Source organism: Microbacterium allomyrinae, from assembly GCF_020682705.1.
GTDB lineage: Bacteria > Actinomycetota > Actinomycetes > Actinomycetales > Microbacteriaceae > Microbacterium > Microbacterium allomyrinae.
Genome location: NZ_JAGTTN010000001.1, coordinates 579,297 through 595,638 on the forward strand (window position 1 = coordinate 579,297; position 16,342 = coordinate 595,638).

Annotated in this window: 19 protein-coding genes; 7 read left to right on the plus strand and 12 right to left on the minus strand. The window is 69.8% G+C overall.

Features of this window, described 5'->3' with window-relative positions; translation table 11 throughout:
* Nucleotides 1–73 precede the first annotated feature (73 nt).
* The 3 genes from KEC57_RS02770 (at nucleotide 74) to KEC57_RS02780 (ending at nucleotide 2,262) form a co-directional block, all read left to right on the plus strand.
* The gene (locus KEC57_RS02770) at nucleotides 74–1,105 is read left to right on the plus strand and encodes an LLM class flavin-dependent oxidoreductase (protein ID WP_229382974.1); all 1,032 of its coding nucleotides are present in this window, start codon (nucleotides 74–76) and stop codon (nucleotides 1,103–1,105) included.
* 121 nt (nucleotides 1,106–1,226) lie between these two features.
* Nucleotides 1,227–1,583 carry an SPW repeat domain-containing protein gene (locus tag KEC57_RS02775; protein WP_229382975.1) on the plus strand — a complete coding sequence of 119 codons (357 nt, stop codon included), beginning with the start codon at nucleotides 1,227–1,229 and terminating at the stop codon, nucleotides 1,581–1,583.
* Between the two features lie 64 nt (nucleotides 1,584–1,647).
* On the plus strand, nucleotides 1,648–2,262 hold the full coding sequence (locus tag KEC57_RS02780; protein ID WP_229382976.1) for a TetR/AcrR family transcriptional regulator: 615 nt from the start codon (nucleotides 1,648–1,650) through the stop codon (nucleotides 2,260–2,262).
* A 55-nt stretch (nucleotides 2,263–2,317) separates the two neighbouring features.
* On the opposite strand, the gene KEC57_RS02785 is transcribed toward KEC57_RS02780, so the two are convergent.
* The 5 genes from KEC57_RS02785 to KEC57_RS02805 all read right to left on the minus strand — a co-directional run bounded on the left by KEC57_RS02785 (nucleotide 2,318) and on the right by KEC57_RS02805 (nucleotide 6,560).
* Nucleotides 2,318–4,009: a Na+/H+ antiporter gene (locus KEC57_RS02785; RefSeq protein WP_229382977.1), complete on the minus strand. Its 1,692-nt coding sequence runs from the start codon at nucleotides 4,007–4,009 to the stop codon at nucleotides 2,318–2,320.
* Between the two features lie 73 nt (nucleotides 4,010–4,082).
* On the minus strand, nucleotides 4,083–4,607 hold the full coding sequence (locus KEC57_RS02790; protein WP_229382978.1) for a GNAT family N-acetyltransferase: 525 nt from the start codon (nucleotides 4,605–4,607) through the stop codon (nucleotides 4,083–4,085).
* Nucleotides 4,608–4,645: 38 nt separating this feature from the next.
* Nucleotides 4,646–5,011, minus strand: a complete 366-nt coding sequence (locus KEC57_RS02795) for a bleomycin resistance protein (RefSeq protein WP_229382979.1) — start codon at nucleotides 5,009–5,011, stop codon at nucleotides 4,646–4,648.
* A 44-nt stretch (nucleotides 5,012–5,055) separates the two neighbouring features.
* Complete coding sequence (locus KEC57_RS02800; RefSeq protein WP_229382980.1) at nucleotides 5,056–6,141, minus strand: DNA glycosylase AlkZ-like family protein; 1,086 nt, start codon at nucleotides 6,139–6,141, stop codon at nucleotides 5,056–5,058.
* A gap of 23 nt (nucleotides 6,142–6,164) precedes the next feature.
* Nucleotides 6,165–6,560, minus strand: a complete 396-nt coding sequence (locus tag KEC57_RS02805; RefSeq protein WP_229382981.1) for a winged helix-turn-helix transcriptional regulator — start codon at nucleotides 6,558–6,560, stop codon at nucleotides 6,165–6,167.
* A 113-nt stretch (nucleotides 6,561–6,673) separates the two neighbouring features.
* On the opposite strand from KEC57_RS02805, the gene KEC57_RS02810 reads away from it, so the two are divergent.
* On the plus strand, nucleotides 6,674–7,549 hold the full coding sequence (locus KEC57_RS02810) for an SDR family oxidoreductase (protein WP_229382982.1): 876 nt from the start codon (nucleotides 6,674–6,676) through the stop codon (nucleotides 7,547–7,549).
* A 306-nt stretch (nucleotides 7,550–7,855) separates the two neighbouring features.
* Here the strand turns inward: KEC57_RS02810 and KEC57_RS02815 are convergent, their stop codons facing one another.
* The 3 genes from KEC57_RS02815 to KEC57_RS02825 all read right to left on the minus strand — a co-directional run bounded on the left by KEC57_RS02815 (nucleotide 7,856) and on the right by KEC57_RS02825 (nucleotide 10,291).
* On the minus strand, nucleotides 7,856–8,590 hold the full coding sequence (locus KEC57_RS02815) for an NUDIX hydrolase (protein ID WP_372456938.1): 735 nt from the start codon (nucleotides 8,588–8,590) through the stop codon (nucleotides 7,856–7,858).
* Nucleotides 8,591–8,777: 187 nt separating this feature from the next.
* On the minus strand, nucleotides 8,778–8,996 hold the full coding sequence (locus KEC57_RS02820) for a hypothetical protein (protein ID WP_229382983.1): 219 nt from the start codon (nucleotides 8,994–8,996) through the stop codon (nucleotides 8,778–8,780).
* Nucleotides 8,993–10,291, minus strand: coding sequence for a M18 family aminopeptidase (locus KEC57_RS02825; protein ID WP_229383678.1), 1,299 nt, complete (start codon nucleotides 10,289–10,291; stop codon nucleotides 8,993–8,995). The genes KEC57_RS02820 and KEC57_RS02825 overlap by 4 nt, the downstream gene beginning before the upstream one ends.
* A 264-nt stretch (nucleotides 10,292–10,555) precedes the next feature.
* Between KEC57_RS02825 and KEC57_RS02830 the strand changes: the two genes are divergently transcribed.
* Nucleotides 10,556–11,545 carry an aggregation-promoting factor C-terminal-like domain-containing protein gene (locus tag KEC57_RS02830; RefSeq protein ID WP_229382984.1) on the plus strand — a complete coding sequence of 330 codons (990 nt, stop codon included), beginning with the start codon at nucleotides 10,556–10,558 and terminating at the stop codon, nucleotides 11,543–11,545.
* Nucleotides 11,546–11,582: 37 nt separating this feature from the next.
* Here KEC57_RS02830 and KEC57_RS02835 read toward each other — a convergent pair whose 3' ends face one another.
* Nucleotides 11,583–11,981, minus strand: coding sequence for a hypothetical protein (locus KEC57_RS02835; protein WP_229382985.1), 399 nt, complete (start codon nucleotides 11,979–11,981; stop codon nucleotides 11,583–11,585).
* Between the two features lie 264 nt (nucleotides 11,982–12,245).
* On the opposite strand from KEC57_RS02835, the gene KEC57_RS02840 reads away from it, so the two are divergent.
* A complete protein-coding gene (locus KEC57_RS02840) occupies nucleotides 12,246–12,542 on the plus strand; it encodes a DUF503 domain-containing protein (RefSeq protein ID WP_229382986.1) in 297 nt (98 codons plus the stop codon).
* Between the two features lie 57 nt (nucleotides 12,543–12,599).
* Here KEC57_RS02840 and KEC57_RS02845 read toward each other — a convergent pair whose 3' ends face one another.
* Nucleotides 12,600–13,874: an HNH endonuclease signature motif containing protein gene (locus tag KEC57_RS02845; protein WP_229382987.1), complete on the minus strand. Its 1,275-nt coding sequence runs from the start codon at nucleotides 13,872–13,874 to the stop codon at nucleotides 12,600–12,602.
* A gap of 53 nt (nucleotides 13,875–13,927) precedes the next feature.
* Nucleotides 13,928–14,779, minus strand: a complete 852-nt coding sequence (locus tag KEC57_RS02850; RefSeq protein ID WP_229382988.1) for a helix-turn-helix transcriptional regulator — start codon at nucleotides 14,777–14,779, stop codon at nucleotides 13,928–13,930.
* 100 nt (nucleotides 14,780–14,879) lie between these two features.
* On the opposite strand from KEC57_RS02850, the gene KEC57_RS02855 reads away from it, so the two are divergent.
* The gene (locus KEC57_RS02855) at nucleotides 14,880–15,647 is read left to right on the plus strand and encodes an SDR family oxidoreductase (protein ID WP_229382989.1); all 768 of its coding nucleotides are present in this window, start codon (nucleotides 14,880–14,882) and stop codon (nucleotides 15,645–15,647) included.
* A gap of 27 nt (nucleotides 15,648–15,674) precedes the next feature.
* On the opposite strand, the gene KEC57_RS02860 is transcribed toward KEC57_RS02855, so the two are convergent.
* Nucleotides 15,675–16,277, minus strand: coding sequence for a M15 family metallopeptidase (locus KEC57_RS02860; RefSeq protein ID WP_229382990.1), 603 nt, complete (start codon nucleotides 16,275–16,277; stop codon nucleotides 15,675–15,677).
* Between the last annotated feature and the right edge of the window lie 65 nt (nucleotides 16,278–16,342).

The following is a 16,342-nucleotide window of genomic DNA, read 5'->3' on the forward strand; positions in this document are numbered from 1 at the left end:
GTTCCCTCATGACGGCGAATAACGGGCATCTATTCACCGGAATGGACAGCGCCGGCGTACCGTTGCACTCGTCATGCAGCGCTTCGGAACACTCTCCTTCGGACACTACGGCCCTCTCGGGGGTGGCCGGCAGCTCACCGCGGGCGACTCCCTGCGCCAGGCCATCGACCTCGCGCAGGGGATGGATGACCTCGGCGTCAACGGCGCATACTTCCGCGTGCATCACTTCGCCCGGCAGCAGGCCTCGCCGATGCCGCTGCTCGCCGCGATCGCCGCGCGCACCGAGCGCATCGAGATCGGCACCGGCGTCATCGACATGCGCTACGAGAACCCGCTCTATCTCGCGGAGGAGGCGGCGGCGGTCGATCTCATCTCGGACGGCAGACTCGCGCTCGGCGTGAGCCGCGGCTCACCCGAGACGGTCGTGCGCGGCTACGAGACATTCGGCTACACCGGGTCGGAGGATCCCCGCGGCGCCGACCTCGCACGCGAGCACTTCGAGCTGTTCCTGCGGGCAATCGAGGGCGAAGGCCTCGCCGAGCGCGACGGCTCGTCGGCCTTCGGCGCCGGCGCGACCGGGTTGCAGCGGATCGAGCCCTACTCCCCCGGCCTGCGCTCGCGCGTCTGGTGGGGCGCCGGCAACCGCGACTCGGCGGAATGGGCAGGACGCAGGGGCGTCAACCTCATGTCGTCGACGCTGCTGACCTCTGCCGACGGCCGACCCTTCGACATCCTGCAGGCCGAGCAGATCGACGCGTTCCGCGCGGCATGGCGCGAGGCCGGTCATGCCGGTGAGCCGCGCGTGTCGGTGAGCCGTTCGGTGTTCCCCCTCGTCACGGCCGAGGACCACATGTACTTCGGAGGCCGGCAGGACGGCGACCAGATCGGCGTGATCGACGGCATGCGCTCCACATTCGGGAAGACGTACGCCGCCGAGCCCGATGTGCTCGTGGAGCAGCTGCTCGCCGACGCCGCGGTCCAGGCCGCCGACACGCTGATGCTGACGATCCCGAGCCAGCTGGGCGTCGAGTTCAACCTGCGGGTCGTCGAGTCCTTCGCCACCCACGTGGCTCCGGCGCTCGGCTGGGTGTCGACCCGAGGCTGAGCCCCGCTCGCGGAGGGGTCCCCGCCGCCGCCACGCGAGGTTCTTGACCGGGCGGTCAGTCAGGCCTACCGTGGAGACGATCCCGATCGGGGTCATCACATCTCCGAAGGAGGAGAGTCGAATGAAGAAGTGGACTCGCTGGGAGGACTGGGTCGCCGTCGGCGTCGGGCTCGTCGCCGCCGTGTCGGCGTTCCTCATGCCGCAGATGGGCGCCTCCATGCCCTGGATGCTGATCGTCGGCATCCTCCTGATCGCCGCCGGGGTGGCGAACCTCGCGATGCCGGGAATGGTCGCGATGGAGTACGTGCAGCTGGCTCTGGGCGCGGTGCTGTTCCTCGCCCCGTGGTTCGGCGGCTACGCCGCCATGGACTCCGCCGCGGCCTGGGTCTGCTGGATCGGCGGAGCGGTCGCGGTGATCGTCGCGGCTCTCGCCGTCAGGCCGGCCATGCAATTGCACGACCGCACCATCCCGCACTGAAGCGGAACCGAGACGGGGGCGCCGGATCCGTCCGACGCCCCCGCCATCTTCGTGAGGATTCCCCATGACGCGCAGCCGGCAGAGCCGGACACTCATCCTCGACGCTGCCGAGCGCCTCTTCGCAGAGCGCGGCTTCGACGCCACTCCGACCGGGGCGGTCGCCGATCTCGCGGGCGTGCCGAAGGGGCTGCTTTTCTATTACTTCCCGAGCAAGAACGATCTGCTGCGAACGCTGGTGGGCGAACGGCTCGAGCTCGCGCCCATCGACACGTCCGCCCTCATCGCGCGGGGCGATCCGGCGCGGACGCTCCTGAACGTGACGCGTCGCCTGCGCGAACTGCAGGCCGAATCGGCGGTGCGCCGCGTGATCGTGTGGCGTGAGCAGCGCACGCACCCGGAGGTGCGCGCGAAGCTCCACGAATACCGGGGTCAATTGCAGGCGATCGTCGAGCGTGTGCTGGGCGCGAGCATCCTGCATCCGATCGCCGCCCGCCGTGTGCGCACCGCGGCCGCGGCCTGGGTCGCGATCATCACCACGCCGACGATCCCCGACCACATCGGCAGCGGCGACCCCGCAGATGCCGAGCCGGCGGGCGAACTCGACGATCCGACGGACGCGGCGGGCCTGCCCGCACTCGCCGATCTCATCTCGGCGGGCCTTCGCGAGACGGACGACTGACGAGTGTCGCGCTCGCCTGCCGCTCCGGGTCGACTCCGGGTCGACTCCCTGGCGCTCAGTCGAGCACTTCCACCCCGGTGATTCGCAGCTCCTCCACGTCCAGACGCGTCTGGATCTGCGTGACGACCGCATCGTCCACGACGCCCTCGCGTCCCAGCCGGTAGAGCACCTCGCGCTTGCGGTCGAGCACAGCGATGCGCAGGCGCGAGTACTCCTCGTCGCGCTCGCGCGGTGAGGGCAGCGGCATGGGCTCCTCGAGCACGGTGGTCTTCGCCGACGCCTCGACCGCGGCATCCGGCTCGCCCATCATCGCGTCGAGGGCGACGATCCTGCGATCGACCTCGGCCTGCTCACGAGCCTGCACGCGCTCATTGTTGCGCTCGAGGTAGTCGTAGTAGTCGCGGGTGAGGCGATCGCGCACCTCCGTGCTGACGCCGTGGTCTGCCGCGAGATCCTGGACCGCGGTCAGCGCCGCGCCCGTGATGGCGCGCTCGGCGAGTTCGAGCTCCTGCTGCATCGACGTGTCGTCGGGCAGCCGCGCCCAGCGGACGACCGCGGGCAGGAGCGGACCCTGCACGAGGAGCGTCAGCACGATGACACCCGCCGTGACGAACACGATCTCGTCGCGGCCCGCGAGCGCGTCGCCGGCCGTCGTCGTCAGCGGCACCGACAGCGCGATCGCGAGCGACACGGCTCCGCGGAACCCGGCGACGGCGCTCACCACCCGCGCCCGGTAGGTCATACGCCGAGCGCGCTGAGAGGGTCTCCGGTCGAGCACGCGGATGGTCATGACCGACGCGGTCTGGAACACGAATCTCGTCACGAGCAGCACGAGCCACACCGCCACGGTCACGAGCAGCAGCCAGCCGATCTCGCGGGCGTCGATCTCGTGCGCGACCGCCTGCACTTCGAGTCCGACGAGCACGAACAGCGAACCGTTGAGCAGGAACGAGCCCAGCGGCCACGTCCACGCCGTCTGCCGCCGTGACGACGCCGTGCTGATCCGCGGGCCGATGTAGGCGATGATCAGCCCCGCGACGACCACCGCGAGCACCCCGGACGCGTGGATGACCTCGGCCAGGAGGAACGCGGCGAACGGCACGAGGAGCAGCGCGATGTTGATGGTGAGGGTGTCGCGCAGGCGCCGCATGACGAGGTACGCGAGTCCCGCGATCGCGAGCCCGGCAGTCACGCCGCCGACATAGGACAGCAGCACCATGCCGGTGATGTCGAGCGGGGTGTACTGACCGCCCATGGCCAGGCCCACCGCGATGGCGTAGACCACCAGCGCCGTACCGTCGTTGGTGAGGCTCTCGGCCTTCAGCACCATGAAGTTGCGCCGCGGCAGCATGCGGCCGAGCGCCGACACCGCCGTCGCATCCGGCGGCGCGACCGCGGCCCCGAGGATGAGCGCCGCCTCCCACGGAAGCCCGAACGCATAGGCGACCCCGGCGACCGCGAAGGCGGTTGCGACGACCAGCACCGTGCTCATCAGGAAGATGCCGCGGAAGTCGCGGCGGATCGAGCGCAGCGACGTCGTGAGGCTCTCCCAGAACAGCAGCACCGGCAGGAACAGCAGCAGCACCGTCTCGGGCGGCAGTTCGATCTCGCGCAACTCCGGCACGAAGCCGAGCGCGAGGCCGGCGACCAGGAGCAGCAGCGGCACGGCCACCCGCAGCTTCGGCGCGAGGATCGCGCCGACGAGCACGGTCAGCCCGAGCAGGACGGTGACTTCGAGTCCGGTCATGTGCGGCTCCGATCGAGGACGGTGGTGGACTGAACCCGCCCGGACCCGTCGAGATTCCCACGGGACCGGCCGATCAGCGCTCCAACGACGCCGCGAGGACCGCGAGGTCGTCGCCGACGAGACGTTGCGTCGTCCACTCGGCCATGGGCGCTGCACCGATCGAACGGTAGAACCCGATCGCGGATTCATTCCAGTCCAGAACCGTCCACTCCAAGCGCGAGTACTCGCGTTCGATGCAGACCTCGGCGAGCGAGGCGATGAGCGCCTTGCCGTAACCGTACGCCCGGTGCGCCTCGGCGACAAAGAGGTCTTCGAGCCAGATGCCGTGGCGGCCGGTCCATGTGGAATAGGTGAGGAACCAGATGGCGATCCCCACGATCACCCCGTCGCGCTCGACGACATGGGTGAAGGCCCGCGGCTCATCGCCGAACAGCGTCTCGGCGAGCGCCTCGACGGTGTTCTCGACAGCATCCGGCTCGCGCTCGTACACCGCGAGGTCGTGGATGCGGGCGAGGATGCCGGGCTCATCGCCGGGACGGGCGTCACGGAGCACGGCGCCACCCGCCAGGGCACGCGAATGCGGATTGCGAGGGGTCACCGTTCGAGCGTAGTCATCCCCTGTCGGCGCGTGGCATGTCAGCCGGCGTCTTCGATCAGATGCAGCTGGGTCCCGTCGGGGTCGATCAGGAAACCCGCGCGATGACCCCACTCCTGCAGTGCGACCGGGACGAGCCGCGGAATCACGGCGGACTGCTCCGGGACGCCGCTCGCGCGCACCGCCGCATACAGTGCGTCGAGGTCATTCACGCGCACACTGGCCATGAACCAGCTCTCGTACGGATCGTGCTCGGGCGCCAGGAAGAACTCGAGGACGACGCCGCCGCGAGTGACGATCAGCCACCCGCCGTCGCGGTACGAGACATCGAACCCGAACCCTCCGTAGAACGCGACGGTTGCATCGAAGTCGCGTGAGGGAAGGTTCGGCACCGCACGATCCGCCATGACGCGAACCTACGACGACCTGCCGCGCAGGTAAAGAGCGCGCGTCACCGTTCGACCGTCGCCACCCCGAGCCATTGCGCCAGTTCGGCGATCTCGGCCCGCACCATGTCGTGCTCCTCGGGCTCGAACGGGAGGAACTCGTGGATCGCATTGATCCGCAGCAGCTCGTGGTCGCGGTCCACCTCGGCGTCCAGCATCCCGACGAACCGGTCTCCCAAGAGGATCGGGTGGGCGAAGTATCCGTAGACGCGCTGAGGCTTGGGTTTGAACTGCTCGAGGACGTAGGTGAACTCGAAGAGCTCCTCGAGTCGCCTGCGATCGAACAGCATGCTGTCGTACGGGTTGAGCAACGCCACGCGCCCGGCGGGCTCTTCGTCCTCGAGGGCTGCGAGCGCCTCGGGATCGACACGGTACGTGACGGTGCTTCCCTCGACGACAGCGGGCTCACCCGTGTCTTTGGCCACCCCGCTCCAGTACCGGTGCGCTCTCGCGAGGCCTGCGGACTGGAGGCGACGCGCGGCGAGCAGGCGGTCGGCATCGTCGGCATCGTATTCGGGCAGATCCTGTGGGTACACGCGCTCGGCGAGGTCCCAGCGGCGATGACGCCCATCGCGGCCCGCGACGGCCACCTCCCCCCGTCTCATCAGGAATTCGAGCATCAGCGGCACCTGGTTCGAGCCCGACCAACCGTCCGGCGGGCGGCTGACCTGCGCCGTATCGGGGATGTCGCTCGCGAACAGCGGGCCGTCAGCGCGGAGGCGGGCGAGGACATCCGTGCGGAACCCGGCGTTGGCGTCGAGCCATTGCCGGCTGCTCTCGCGCTCCGGCCAGCGGCGCATCGCGGGGAGCATGAGCGGCAGCAGGCTCATGGGACGGAACGCGCCGTCGAACTCGAACAGCAGCCGATCGATCTCGACGACCTTGGTGAGCTGTCCGGGTTCGTACGACCATCCGATGCGCGACCACAGCACGGTCTGCTCGCAGGGCGCGATCGTCGCCGTGGGGTCGAGCTTGATGTAGCCCAGCTGCTCCGCCACCTCGACGACGTCGCCCGGCCGATCGGCATCGAGCAGCTGCGCGCGCACGATGATGCGTCGCGCCTGGTCCCGCGTGAGCCGGTGCGCAGTCACGGGTTCGACAGTAGCGATCCCGATCAGGCTTCGCTCGGGCCGCAGCGTGCGGGCTTCTCACGGGCGGTGATGTCGTCGGCGTTCGCCGCGACCCACTCCATGAGCGGAAGCATCCGCTCCATCAGCGCGTCACCGAGGGAGGTGAGCGAGTATTCGACGCGCGGCGGCACCTCGGGATACGACGTGCGCGAGATGAAGCCATCGGTCTCGAGCGTGCGCAGGGTCGAGGCGAGCATCTTCTCGCTGATGCCATCGACTTTGCGGCGGAGATCTCCCCAGCGGATCGTGCCGTCGGTCAGCGCGAGGAGCACGAGGACCCCCCACTTGCTCATCACATGATCGAGCACGACGCGAGTCGGGCACGACTCGCTGAATACGCCGGGGTACTCCTCCCGTATCTGCGCAAAACTAACCACCATGTGGGTACCTTACCTCAAAGTGGGTACCTTCCGAAAGGAATGTGAACCCGCAACGCGGGCGTTCGACCTCGGTGAGCGCACGGCGCGTGCCGCTCCCACCGAAAGGACACCGCATGACCATCCTCGTCACCGCCGCAGGCGGACAGCTCGGCCACCTCGTCATCGATGCGCTTCTGGCCCGCGGCACCGCACCGAGCGAGATCGTCGCCGGCGCACGCACCACGTCGAAGGTCGCGGATGTCGCGGCGCGCGGCATCCGAGTCGTCGAGCTGGACTACCTGGTCCCCGCCACCATCGCGGCAGCGCTCGAGGGAATCGACACCGTGCTGCTCATCTCGGGCAGCGAGCCGGGCAAGCGACTCGACGGGCACAGGAACGTGATCGATGCCGCCCGGGCCGCGGGCGTCGCGAAGCTCGTCTACACGAGCGTCTCGCACGCAGACTCGGTGGACTTCGTCCTCGCGCCCGAGCACAAGGCGACCGAAGAGGCCCTCGCCGCGAGCGGTGTTCCGGCCGTGGTGCTGCGCAACAACTGGTACACCGAGAACTACACGCCCGACGTGCTCCGCGCCGCCGAGACCGGCGTGATCGCGGCGTCGGTGGCAGACGCCGTCGTCGCCGCCGCCAGTCGCGCCGACTACGCCGAAGCCGCCGCCGTGGTCCTCGTCGAAGACGGCCACATCGGCCGCACGTACGAGCTCTCGGGCGATACCGCCATCTCGTACGCCGACATCGCCGCGGCGGCAGGCAACGTGCTCGGGCGTCATGTGGCGTACGTGCCGGTGACCCGCAAGCAGCTCGAAGAGGCACTCACCGAGGCGGGGTTGGATGCCGGCACCGTCGGCTTCGTCGCCGAGATGGAAGCCGGCATCGGGCGCGGAGTGCTCGCCGACGCCGACCCCACGCTCGCGCGCCTCATCGGTCGCCCGACCACCCCGATCGTCGAGGGCCTCCGCGCCGCCGTCGAGCCGGCGCGCGTACCGGCGTAGCCGACCCGCGCCGCCGTCGAGCCGACTCGCGTCGCGGCGTAGCCGATCCGCGCCGCCGTCGAGCCGACCTGCGTACCGGCGTAGCCGACCCGCGCCGCGGCGTAACCGATCCGCGCCGCCGTCGAGCCGACCCGCGTACCGGCGTAGCCGATCCGCGCCGCCGTCGAGCCGACCTGCGTACCGGCGTAGCCGACCCGCGTCGCTGCGTAGCCGACCCGCGCGGCGGTCGAGCCGGCGCGCGTCGCGGCGTAGCCGACCCGCGCGGCGGTCGAGCCGGCGCGCGTCGCGGCGTAGCCGATCCGGCGATCAGCTCGTATCGGGGAGCGTGAGCGGAAGCTCGCGCTCCCCGTTCCACGGTTCGGTCCAGCCGAGCCGATCGAACAGCGCGTCCAGCACCAATCCGGTGAACCCCCAGACGAGGTGCCCGCCGGTCGCGTGCGGCACGAGGAAGCCGGGGCCACGCCACTCCTGACGGTCGCGCCGGACCACCGTGATCCCGCGGTTCGCGGGGTCGAGCAGATCGGCGACCGGTGCGCGGAACACGTCGGCCGACTCCGCCACATCGACGACGCGGACGGGAGACGGATGCCGCCACCAGCCCAGCACGGGAGTCACCAGGTGCTGGGAGTAGGCGAGGGGCACATTCTCGAGGACGCCGAGCACCTCGACGCCCCTCGGATCGAGGCCCGTCTCTTCCCGAGCCTCGCGGAGGGCGGCAGCGACCGGGCCGTCATCGCCGGGGTCCACGCGTCCGCCCGGGAACGCGACCTGGCCGGGATGCGATCGCAGCGTCGAGGCGCGCGAGAGCAGCAGCACATCGAGGTCGCGAGAAACGGCGCGCGCCTGCGCGTCACGGTCGCTCGGCAGTGCGTCGAGAACGCCGAAGAGGATGAGCACGGCGGCCGGACGCCCGTCGTCGGACGCCGGCAATCGGGAGAGTCCTTCGAACCCCCGTCCGTCGCGGGCTGCGACGGCGTCCGCGACGGCGGCGAGCTGCATCCGCGCGCCGTCCGTCCTCGATCGCGTCTGTTCGGCGGCCATTGGCTCAGGCTACGCCGATCCGGCGACACCGCGGACGGAGCCCGACCTCACCACCAAGCCCGGCCCAGGAGCCCGACCTCACCCACTCCGGCCTCACCAAGCCCGACCTCACCCACGCCGACCTCACCACCAAACCCGACCTCACCACCAAGCCCGACCGAGGAGCCCGACTTCGCCCACGCCGACCTCACCCAAGCGCGACCTCACCACCCAGCCCGACCTCACCCACGCCGACCTCACCACCAAACCCGACCTCACCACCAAACCCGACCTCACCACCAAACCCGACCTCACCACCAAGCCCGACCTCACCACCCAGCGCGACCTCGCCCAGCCCGACCTCATCACCCAGCCCGACCTCACCACCCAGCCCGAGGCGAGCCGTCGCACCCACACCGCGGGTCACCCGCGGAAGAACACCTCCGCGACGCGGGTCAGGTCCCACAGATCGCTGACACCCGCGAGTTCTCGCGCCGAGTGCATCGACAGGATCGGGATGCCGACATCCACCGTCCGGATGCCGAGGCGGGTCGCCGTGATCGGCCCGATCGTCGATCCGCAGGGGACGGAGTTGTTCGAGACGAACTCCTGGCTCGTCACGCCCGCCGCGAAGCACCAGGCGTTCCAGGCCGCGGCACCCGCGGCATCCGTCGCGTATCGCTGGTTCGCGTTGATCTTGAGGATCGGTCCCGACCCGAGCATCGGCTGGACGACCGGGTCGTGCTTGTCGGCGTAGTTGGGATGCACCGAGTGGCCGACGTCGCTCGAGACGCACCATGACGCGGCGAGGGAGCGCAGCTGCTGCTCGCGGTCGGCGCCGAGCGACAGCCAGAGCCGCTCCAGGACGTCCGAGAGGAAGGGACCGGCAGCACCCGAACGGGTGCCTGATCCGACCTCTTCGTGATCGAACACCGCGAGCATCGCGATGTGGTCGGCATCGTCGGCGCTGCCCTGCGGGCCGGCCGCGCGCTCGAGCGCGACGACGCCCGCGTGCACCGACGCCAGGTCGTCGAGACGGCCCGAGGCGAAGAAGACGTCATCGAGCCCGAACGTCGTTCCGGCAGCCGCGTCCGCGGTGACGACGTCGTAGCCGCGGATGCGGGCGGCATCCACGCCCGCATCGCGAGCGAGCTCGTCCAGGATGTCGGCCGAGTCGGACTCGCCGAGACCCCAGACCGGCTGAGTCTGGGACTGCTTGTCGAGCGAGAGGTGGTCGTTGGCCTCACGGTCGAGGTGGATCGCGAGCTGCGGCAGCCGCAGCAGCGCGCCGGTCGCTGCCAGCACACTCGTCCCATCGTCGAGCACCAGGCGTCCGGCCAGCCGCAGTTCGCGGTCGAGCCACGAGTTCAGCAGCGGTCCGCCGTAGATCTCTACGCCCGCCTGCAGCCAGCCGAGCTTGCCCGTCGTCGGCTTGGGCTTGAGCTTGAACCCGGGCGAATCGGAGTGCGCCCCGAAGATGCGCACCCCCGTCGAGGCCGAAGCGGCCCGCGGCACCACCCACGCGATCACCGCGCCGTCGCGCACCACGACATAGCGACCGCCGGCGGGCGCGGGCCATGAGACGCTCTCGTCGAGGCGGGTGAACCCCGCCCTCTCGAGTCGCGCGGCGACCTCGGCGGCGGCGTGGAAACTGGACGGCGATGCCTCGACGAACGACGCGAGATCGGCGGTGTGAGCGAGGGCGGCGGTGGACGAGGGCACTGCTTCTGAGGGCACGGACGAGTCTCCTGGGCAGGGGCGGGCGGTGCCTCGATCGTAGTTCGCGGCACCGTCGATTCGCGGTTCGTCGTGGGATCGCAGGACTCGTGATCTGGCCTTTTTCCGACGCCTCGGCGCATGTCACATTCAGGTAACGCACGGGAACCGTCCAGAAAAGACCGCCAGACTCTGGAACTTGTGTCCGCCCGAACGGATGCCGAGCGCCGCACGGCGGCGCCTTTCTCACATACGGAACCCGGTCTTTTCATGCGCTCCTTCACGTCGTCCATTCCCTCCCGCCGCACTCTCCGCCGCACCGCGCGCCGCATCCGGCGCCGCCCCGCGCTGGTCGCCGCGACCCTGACAGTGGGACTTCTGCTCGCTGCAGGAATGACCGCGACCGCGCCGGCGTCGCAGGCCGAGGCATCCGGAACGCTCTCGAATTTCGCACTCGCGTCGTTCACGTCGCCCGCGGTTTCGACCGTCGCGGCGAGCGCGTCGGATACGGATCTCGTCTCGACCGATGCCGACGACGCCATCACCGGTGCCGCCGCGTCCGTCACCGCAGCGACGACGGTCGCGGCCGACATCGCTGCCTCGGGTCTGGACGTGGGCGTGCCCGTGACGACGGTCGACACGGCCGAGCTCGAAGCCGCCGTAGACCAGCTCGAGCGGGCCGACATCCTTCCCGCGGCGTTCGTGCAGGACTTCACCGAGGACGTCACCACGCTCGCGGCATCCGTCGACGAGCAGGTCTCGGGCTTGCGCGGCCGCCTCGACGCAGCGATCGCCGTCAAGGCCGAGCAGGAGGCCGCCGCCGAGAAGGCCCGCGTCGAGGCCGAGGCGGCCGCCACCGCCGCCGCCGAAGCCGCTGCGGCGAAGAAGACCACCACGTCGTCCTCGGCAGCGGCGAATCCCGTGTACGCCACCGGCGGTTCGGTCGGCGGCAGCAGCCCGGCCGACGCCCAGGCCACTGCGCGCGTGATGATCGGCAACTACGGCTGGGGCGACGACCAGTTCGCGTGCCTCGTGTCGCTGTGGAACAAGGAGTCCGGCTGGAACTACGCGGCCCACAACCGCTCGAGCGGCGCCTACGGCATTCCGCAGGCTCTCCCCGGCAGCAAGATGGCGAGCGCCGGTGCCGACTGGCAGACGAACGCCGCCACGCAGATCTCATGGGGACTGGGTTACATCTCGGGACGCTACGGCACCCCCTGCGGCGCCTGGGGCCACTCGCAGTCCACCGGCTGGTACTGAGACTGAGACTGAGACTGAGACTGAGACTCGGCCTTCGCTAGAGGTAGAGATCCTCGTAGGCCGCGATCGGGATGATTTCCCGGGCCGCGGCGGCGAGCGTCGGATCGTCGGCGACCAGTGCGTCGGCCTGAAGCTTCGCGACCGCGAGGTACTCCGCACGTGCGGGATCGTCCCAATCGAGCTGCATCGCGATCTTCCAGGCCACGGCGCGTGACACGCGATCGCCGAGCAGGCGCACCTTGAGCACGGCGAGGCGCTCGAGCTTCGCCCGCCCGGCCGCGTCGTCGATTCGCCCCTCGCGCACGCGCCGGTAGAGCAGGCGGAGGGCATCGGATCGCAGCAGAGACGGCCCCACCAGCGAATGGCGCGGGTCGATCTCGCGCTCGTCATCGACGATCCGCAGCGCCGTCGGCGCATCGATCGCAAACCTGGTCATGGCGCGATCCTGCCATGGCGCTCCGACACCGCGCTCCACACACCGCACTCCGACACTGCACTCCAAGCACCGCTTTCCGACACCGCACTCCAAGCACCGCTTTCCGACACCGCACTCCAAGCACCGCTTTCCGACACCGCACTCCAAGCACCGCTTTCCGACACCGCGCTCCGACACTGCACTCCAACGCCGCGCTCCGAGACTGCGAAACGCAGGATCAAGCGTCGGGCACCCGCCGGGAACTGCGCGCGCGACACTGGAGTCATGTGGATCGCCTGGATCGAGTTCGACCTGCTGCTCGGCGACGTGCACTCGCTCAAGGAGAAGCGCAGCATTCTGCGACCGCTTCTCGCCGACCTGAGTCGACGCACCGAATCGGCCGTGGCCGAGGTCGGCGCTCACGACCTGCATCGTCGCGCGACGGTCGGGGTCTCGGTCGTCGCGGCCGAACCGAGCCACGCGCAGCAGGTGCTCGATCACGCCGAACGTCTCGTCGCGGAGCAGCATCCCGAGGTGACGCTGCTGTCTGCGCACCGCGGACTGCACTCCAGCGAAGACTGATCGAGGTTCGCCCGCTCGGAGCGCTGACTAGCCTGGCACCCGCACAGGACACCCCGCTCAGAACGGCGCGACGCCGACGCCGGACGGCCGGAACACGGGAACGCGTCGTTCGGGCTCGACGACATAACGCCGTCCGGCCGGTGAGGTCCACTCGAGCGCCCCACCTCCGTCAGGCATGTGCTGCACTCGCCATCCGCCATGGTGCTTCACGGTGTGATGTCCTTTGCACAGCGGCGTCAGGTTGCCGAGCGCGGTGGAACCGCCGTGCTCCCACGCGATCGTGTGATCGATCTCGCATCGCGAGGCCGGGATTCCGCAACCCGGGGCCATGCACCGATCAGCCCGCCACCTCACGAGCCGTCGCAATGCAGCGGGTGGACGATATCTGTCACGGCCGACCGAGACCACCATGCCGGTCTCGGGGTGGGTGAGTACCCGCATCCAGTCGTCGGCACCCCCGCACAGTTCGCGCGCGCGGTCGCTCGGGATCGGCCCGATCCCCTCGACGACCGCCCATGCGGCACCGCCCGCGAGATCGACTTCATCGCCGGTCAGCAAAGCGAGGGCAGGAACAGTGACGGCGACCGTCGCGCGGATGCCGCGCGCCTCAGGCGGGTGGGCGTCCGACACTGCGTCGATGAGAAGGTCGCAGACGACATCGGCGCGCACCTGATCCAGCGTGCGCGTCTCGCCTTCGCACACCGTGATGGTCTTCGCGATCGCCGTGGCTCTGCCGTGGATCGCGTGAATCTCGACCATCGGCGCGTAGAGATGCAGCCAGGCCATGCCGTCTTCTGCAGCCTCAACCACGACGCGCCGACCCGCGAGCGCCGTCTCGTGTCGTTCCGACATCGTCACGGCACGTGCGTTCTCGATGAGCACGCGGAGCGCTCGGCGGAACGTGCCGACCGGCTGGGCTTCGGCGAGGGCGAGGGCGCGGGCGCGCGGAAGCAGAGTCGCGCGGAGCTCAGGCTCGACGGCGTCGATCGCAGCGACGAGGATCTGCGCGTGACGCTCGGTCACGCGAGCCTGCTCCAGCGAGGCGAGCACGGCCGGATACCGGCGCACGACGCCCTCCGCCAGCGAGATCAACTCCCCCGCGGCGTACTCGGTGATCCGCAGCGCGGCCGCGAGTTCGAGCCGCACGCCGCGTTCGATGACCTCGGTCAGCGCCCGACCGTGCCGGTCGGCGTCTTCGAGTGCCTCCCGTCGCATCCCGTCGATTCGCTCCAAACGCTGCGCCGCGAAGATCGACATCATGTCGGCCACTTCGACAACGAGATCCACGGCATCCGGAATCGGCATGTCGGGGTAGTCGGGATCGAAAAACATGCTTCCAGATTAGAACATACCTACGACACTCCGCCGATTTGTCGCGCCTGCCCTCACCCGGCGTCGGCGCCCATCCGCTGTACCCCGAGCACGCCGAGCAGACGGATCCTGGCCTCGTCTTGGCTGCGCGGCTCGGCGCTGAGCACGAGGAGCGCCTGCGAGCGGTCCTCGGTGAACAGCACCTGGCAGTCGACCTCGATCGGTCCGATCTCGGGGTGGATGAGCACCTTGTGGTCGGCGAAGCGCAGAGCGACCTCCTGCCGTGCCCACAACTCGCGGAACTCCTCGCTCCGCTTCGAAAGCTCGGCCACGAGTTCGCCCGCGCGCGACTTCGCCCCCATCGCTCCGTACGCCGCGCGAAGCCCTGCGACGAGCGCCCTGCTCTGGCGCGCCCGGTCGTCGGCCGGGTACTTTCGCCGCTCCGCATCCGGGTTCGCGAACCACCGGTACGCCTCGTACCGATCCCATCCGGTCGCGCCGACGTGGTCGCCGAGCAGGGCCACAGCGAGCGCGTTCTGCACCAGCGTCTCGCCGAGGGCCGAGATGACCAGGGCCGGGGTATCGGACAGCCGGTCGAAGACGCGCTGCAGCGCCGGTGCGACGTGCCCCGACGACCCGAGCCGGTCGGGGACCGCGTGCCCCGACATCCGGTAGAGGTAGTCGCGCTCGTCGGCGGTGAGCCGCAGCGCCCGGGCGAGCGATGCGAGCATCTGCGTGCTCGGCTGCGTCGATCGCTGCTGCTCGAGCCTGGTGTAGTAGTCGGTCGACATCAGCGCGAGCTGTGCGACCTCTTCTCTCCGCAGTCCCGGAGCGCGCCGTCGGGCGCCGGCGGAGAACCCCACGTCGGCGGGCTGCAGCTGCGCACGGCGCCGACGGAGGAACTCGGCGAGGGCTTCGCGATCCATACGTCCATCTTGCGGGCTTCGTGCTCCGGCATCCAGGGATCGCCGCTCCCCCGATAAGCGCTCTCTGGAACGCCCTCCGGGCTTCGCGAACACTCGAAGCATGCGAATCAGCGGAAACACCATCTTCATCCCCGGCGCCACCAGCGGCATCGGTCTCGCCCTGGCGGAGCGCCTGCACGACGCCGGCAACACCGTCATCGTGGGCGGGCGCCGTCGCGCGCTCCTCGACGAGATCGCAGCGCAGCATCCGGGCATCGATACGGTTCGGATCGACACGACGGATGCCGCATCCATCGCCGCTGCAGCGACCGAGGTGATCGCGCGCCACCCGGATCTCAACGTGCTCATCACGATGGCGGGCGTCATGCGCACCGAGGACTGGAAGACGCCGGCAGGCTTCGTCGAGATCGCCGAGGCGACCGTGACGACCAACCTCCTGGGGCCGATCCGGCTGATCGGCGCGTTCATCGAGCAGCTTCGGGCACAGCCCGACTCCACGATCATGACCGTCTCGTCGGGACTCGCCTTCGCCCCGCTGCGCGTGACGCCGACCTACAACGCGACCAAGGCCGCGATCCACATGCTGAGCGAGTCCCTGCGGCTTCAGCTCGCGGACTCGACGGTGCGCGTCGTCGAGCTCGAACCGCCGTCGGTCGCCACCGATCTCATGCCCGGCCAGCAGCAGAGCCCGTTCGCGATGCCGCTGGACGAGTTCGCCGACGAGGTGATGTCGATCCTGAGCGACGAGCCCGAGGTGACCGAGGTTCAGGTCGAGCGGGTCAAGTTCCTTCGGTACGGCGAAGCGCGGGGCGACTACGCCCGTGTGGTCGAGACCCTTAACCACGCCGACCCGCACGCGGCTGCCTGACGGCTTCACAGCGAGGATGCCCGGGGTTCAGCCCGCGGCATCGGCCTTCATCTCCGGGCACGCGCCGCCGGGCCGGGTCGCGAGCTCGAAGTGCCAGCGTTCGTTCGCATAGGTCTGGCAGATGCCGTGGCGGGAGCCGTTCTCGATCAGCCAGAGCTGCGCGTCGAGGGGCACGATGTCGACCGCGTCGCCGGTGACGTGGCGGGAGCGATCGGGCGTCGCGACGAACTGCCGCGCGACCTCCTCGCTCCCGTACTGTTCGATCGCATCGGCGAGCAGCCACCGCTGATAGGCCTCGCTGCGCCAGCCGCTCGTCACCTGGAACGCGATGCCCACGGCTGCGGCGTCGGCCTCTGCACGGCGCATCGCGTCGCGCAGTGCGGGGTCGAGCCGGGCGATAGCCGGCACGTCGTCGTCGGCGAGGGTCACGACCGAACCTTCGGAGATGTGCCCCTCGTCGGCGGTGGGTGCGAAGGGGGCGACGGCCGACGCGAGCGTCACGTTGATGACGACGGCCGCGAGCGATGCGAGGAGGGCTGCGAGACAGATGCCGAGCGCGACGAACGTCAGCTGGCGGGTGCGCGACGGCGGGCGGACGAGCGTGGTGGGAACGAGGACGGGATCCGGCATGCTCCCCATCCCACGCGCAAGCGTGTTGCGAGGGCGTACGCGCAATCGCATACGCCGGCGATATG

Excerpts from the sequence above, each read along its gene's own strand:
- KEC57_RS02770 (WP_229382974.1), top strand. The coding sequence starts at position 74 with ATGCAGCGCTTCGGAACACTCTCCTTCGGACACTACGGCCCTCTCGGG.
- KEC57_RS02775 (WP_229382975.1), top strand. The coding sequence starts at position 1,227 with ATGAAGAAGTGGACTCGCTGGGAGGACTGGGTCGCCGTCGGCGTCGGG.
- KEC57_RS02780 (WP_229382976.1), top strand. The coding sequence starts at position 1,648 with ATGACGCGCAGCCGGCAGAGCCGGACACTCATCCTCGACGCTGCCGAG.
- KEC57_RS02785 (WP_229382977.1), bottom strand. The coding sequence starts at position 4,009 with ATGACCGGACTCGAAGTCACCGTCCTGCTCGGGCTGACCGTGCTCGTC.
- KEC57_RS02795 (WP_229382979.1), bottom strand. The coding sequence starts at position 5,011 with ATGGCGGATCGTGCGGTGCCGAACCTTCCCTCACGCGACTTCGATGCA.
- KEC57_RS02805 (WP_229382981.1), bottom strand. The coding sequence starts at position 6,560 with ATGGTGGTTAGTTTTGCGCAGATACGGGAGGAGTACCCCGGCGTATTC.
- KEC57_RS02810 (WP_229382982.1), top strand. The coding sequence starts at position 6,674 with ATGACCATCCTCGTCACCGCCGCAGGCGGACAGCTCGGCCACCTCGTC.
- KEC57_RS02815 (WP_372456938.1), bottom strand. The coding sequence starts at position 8,590 with ATGGCCGCCGAACAGACGCGATCGAGGACGGACGGCGCGCGGATGCAG.
- KEC57_RS02830 (WP_229382984.1), top strand. The coding sequence starts at position 10,556 with ATGCGCTCCTTCACGTCGTCCATTCCCTCCCGCCGCACTCTCCGCCGC.
- KEC57_RS02835 (WP_229382985.1), bottom strand. The coding sequence starts at position 11,981 with ATGACCAGGTTTGCGATCGATGCGCCGACGGCGCTGCGGATCGTCGAT.
- KEC57_RS02840 (WP_229382986.1), top strand. The coding sequence starts at position 12,246 with ATGTGGATCGCCTGGATCGAGTTCGACCTGCTGCTCGGCGACGTGCAC.
- KEC57_RS02845 (WP_229382987.1), bottom strand. The coding sequence starts at position 13,874 with ATGTTTTTCGATCCCGACTACCCCGACATGCCGATTCCGGATGCCGTG.
- KEC57_RS02850 (WP_229382988.1), bottom strand. The coding sequence starts at position 14,779 with ATGGATCGCGAAGCCCTCGCCGAGTTCCTCCGTCGGCGCCGTGCGCAG.
- KEC57_RS02855 (WP_229382989.1), top strand. The coding sequence starts at position 14,880 with ATGCGAATCAGCGGAAACACCATCTTCATCCCCGGCGCCACCAGCGGC.
- KEC57_RS02860 (WP_229382990.1), bottom strand. The coding sequence starts at position 16,277 with ATGCCGGATCCCGTCCTCGTTCCCACCACGCTCGTCCGCCCGCCGTCG.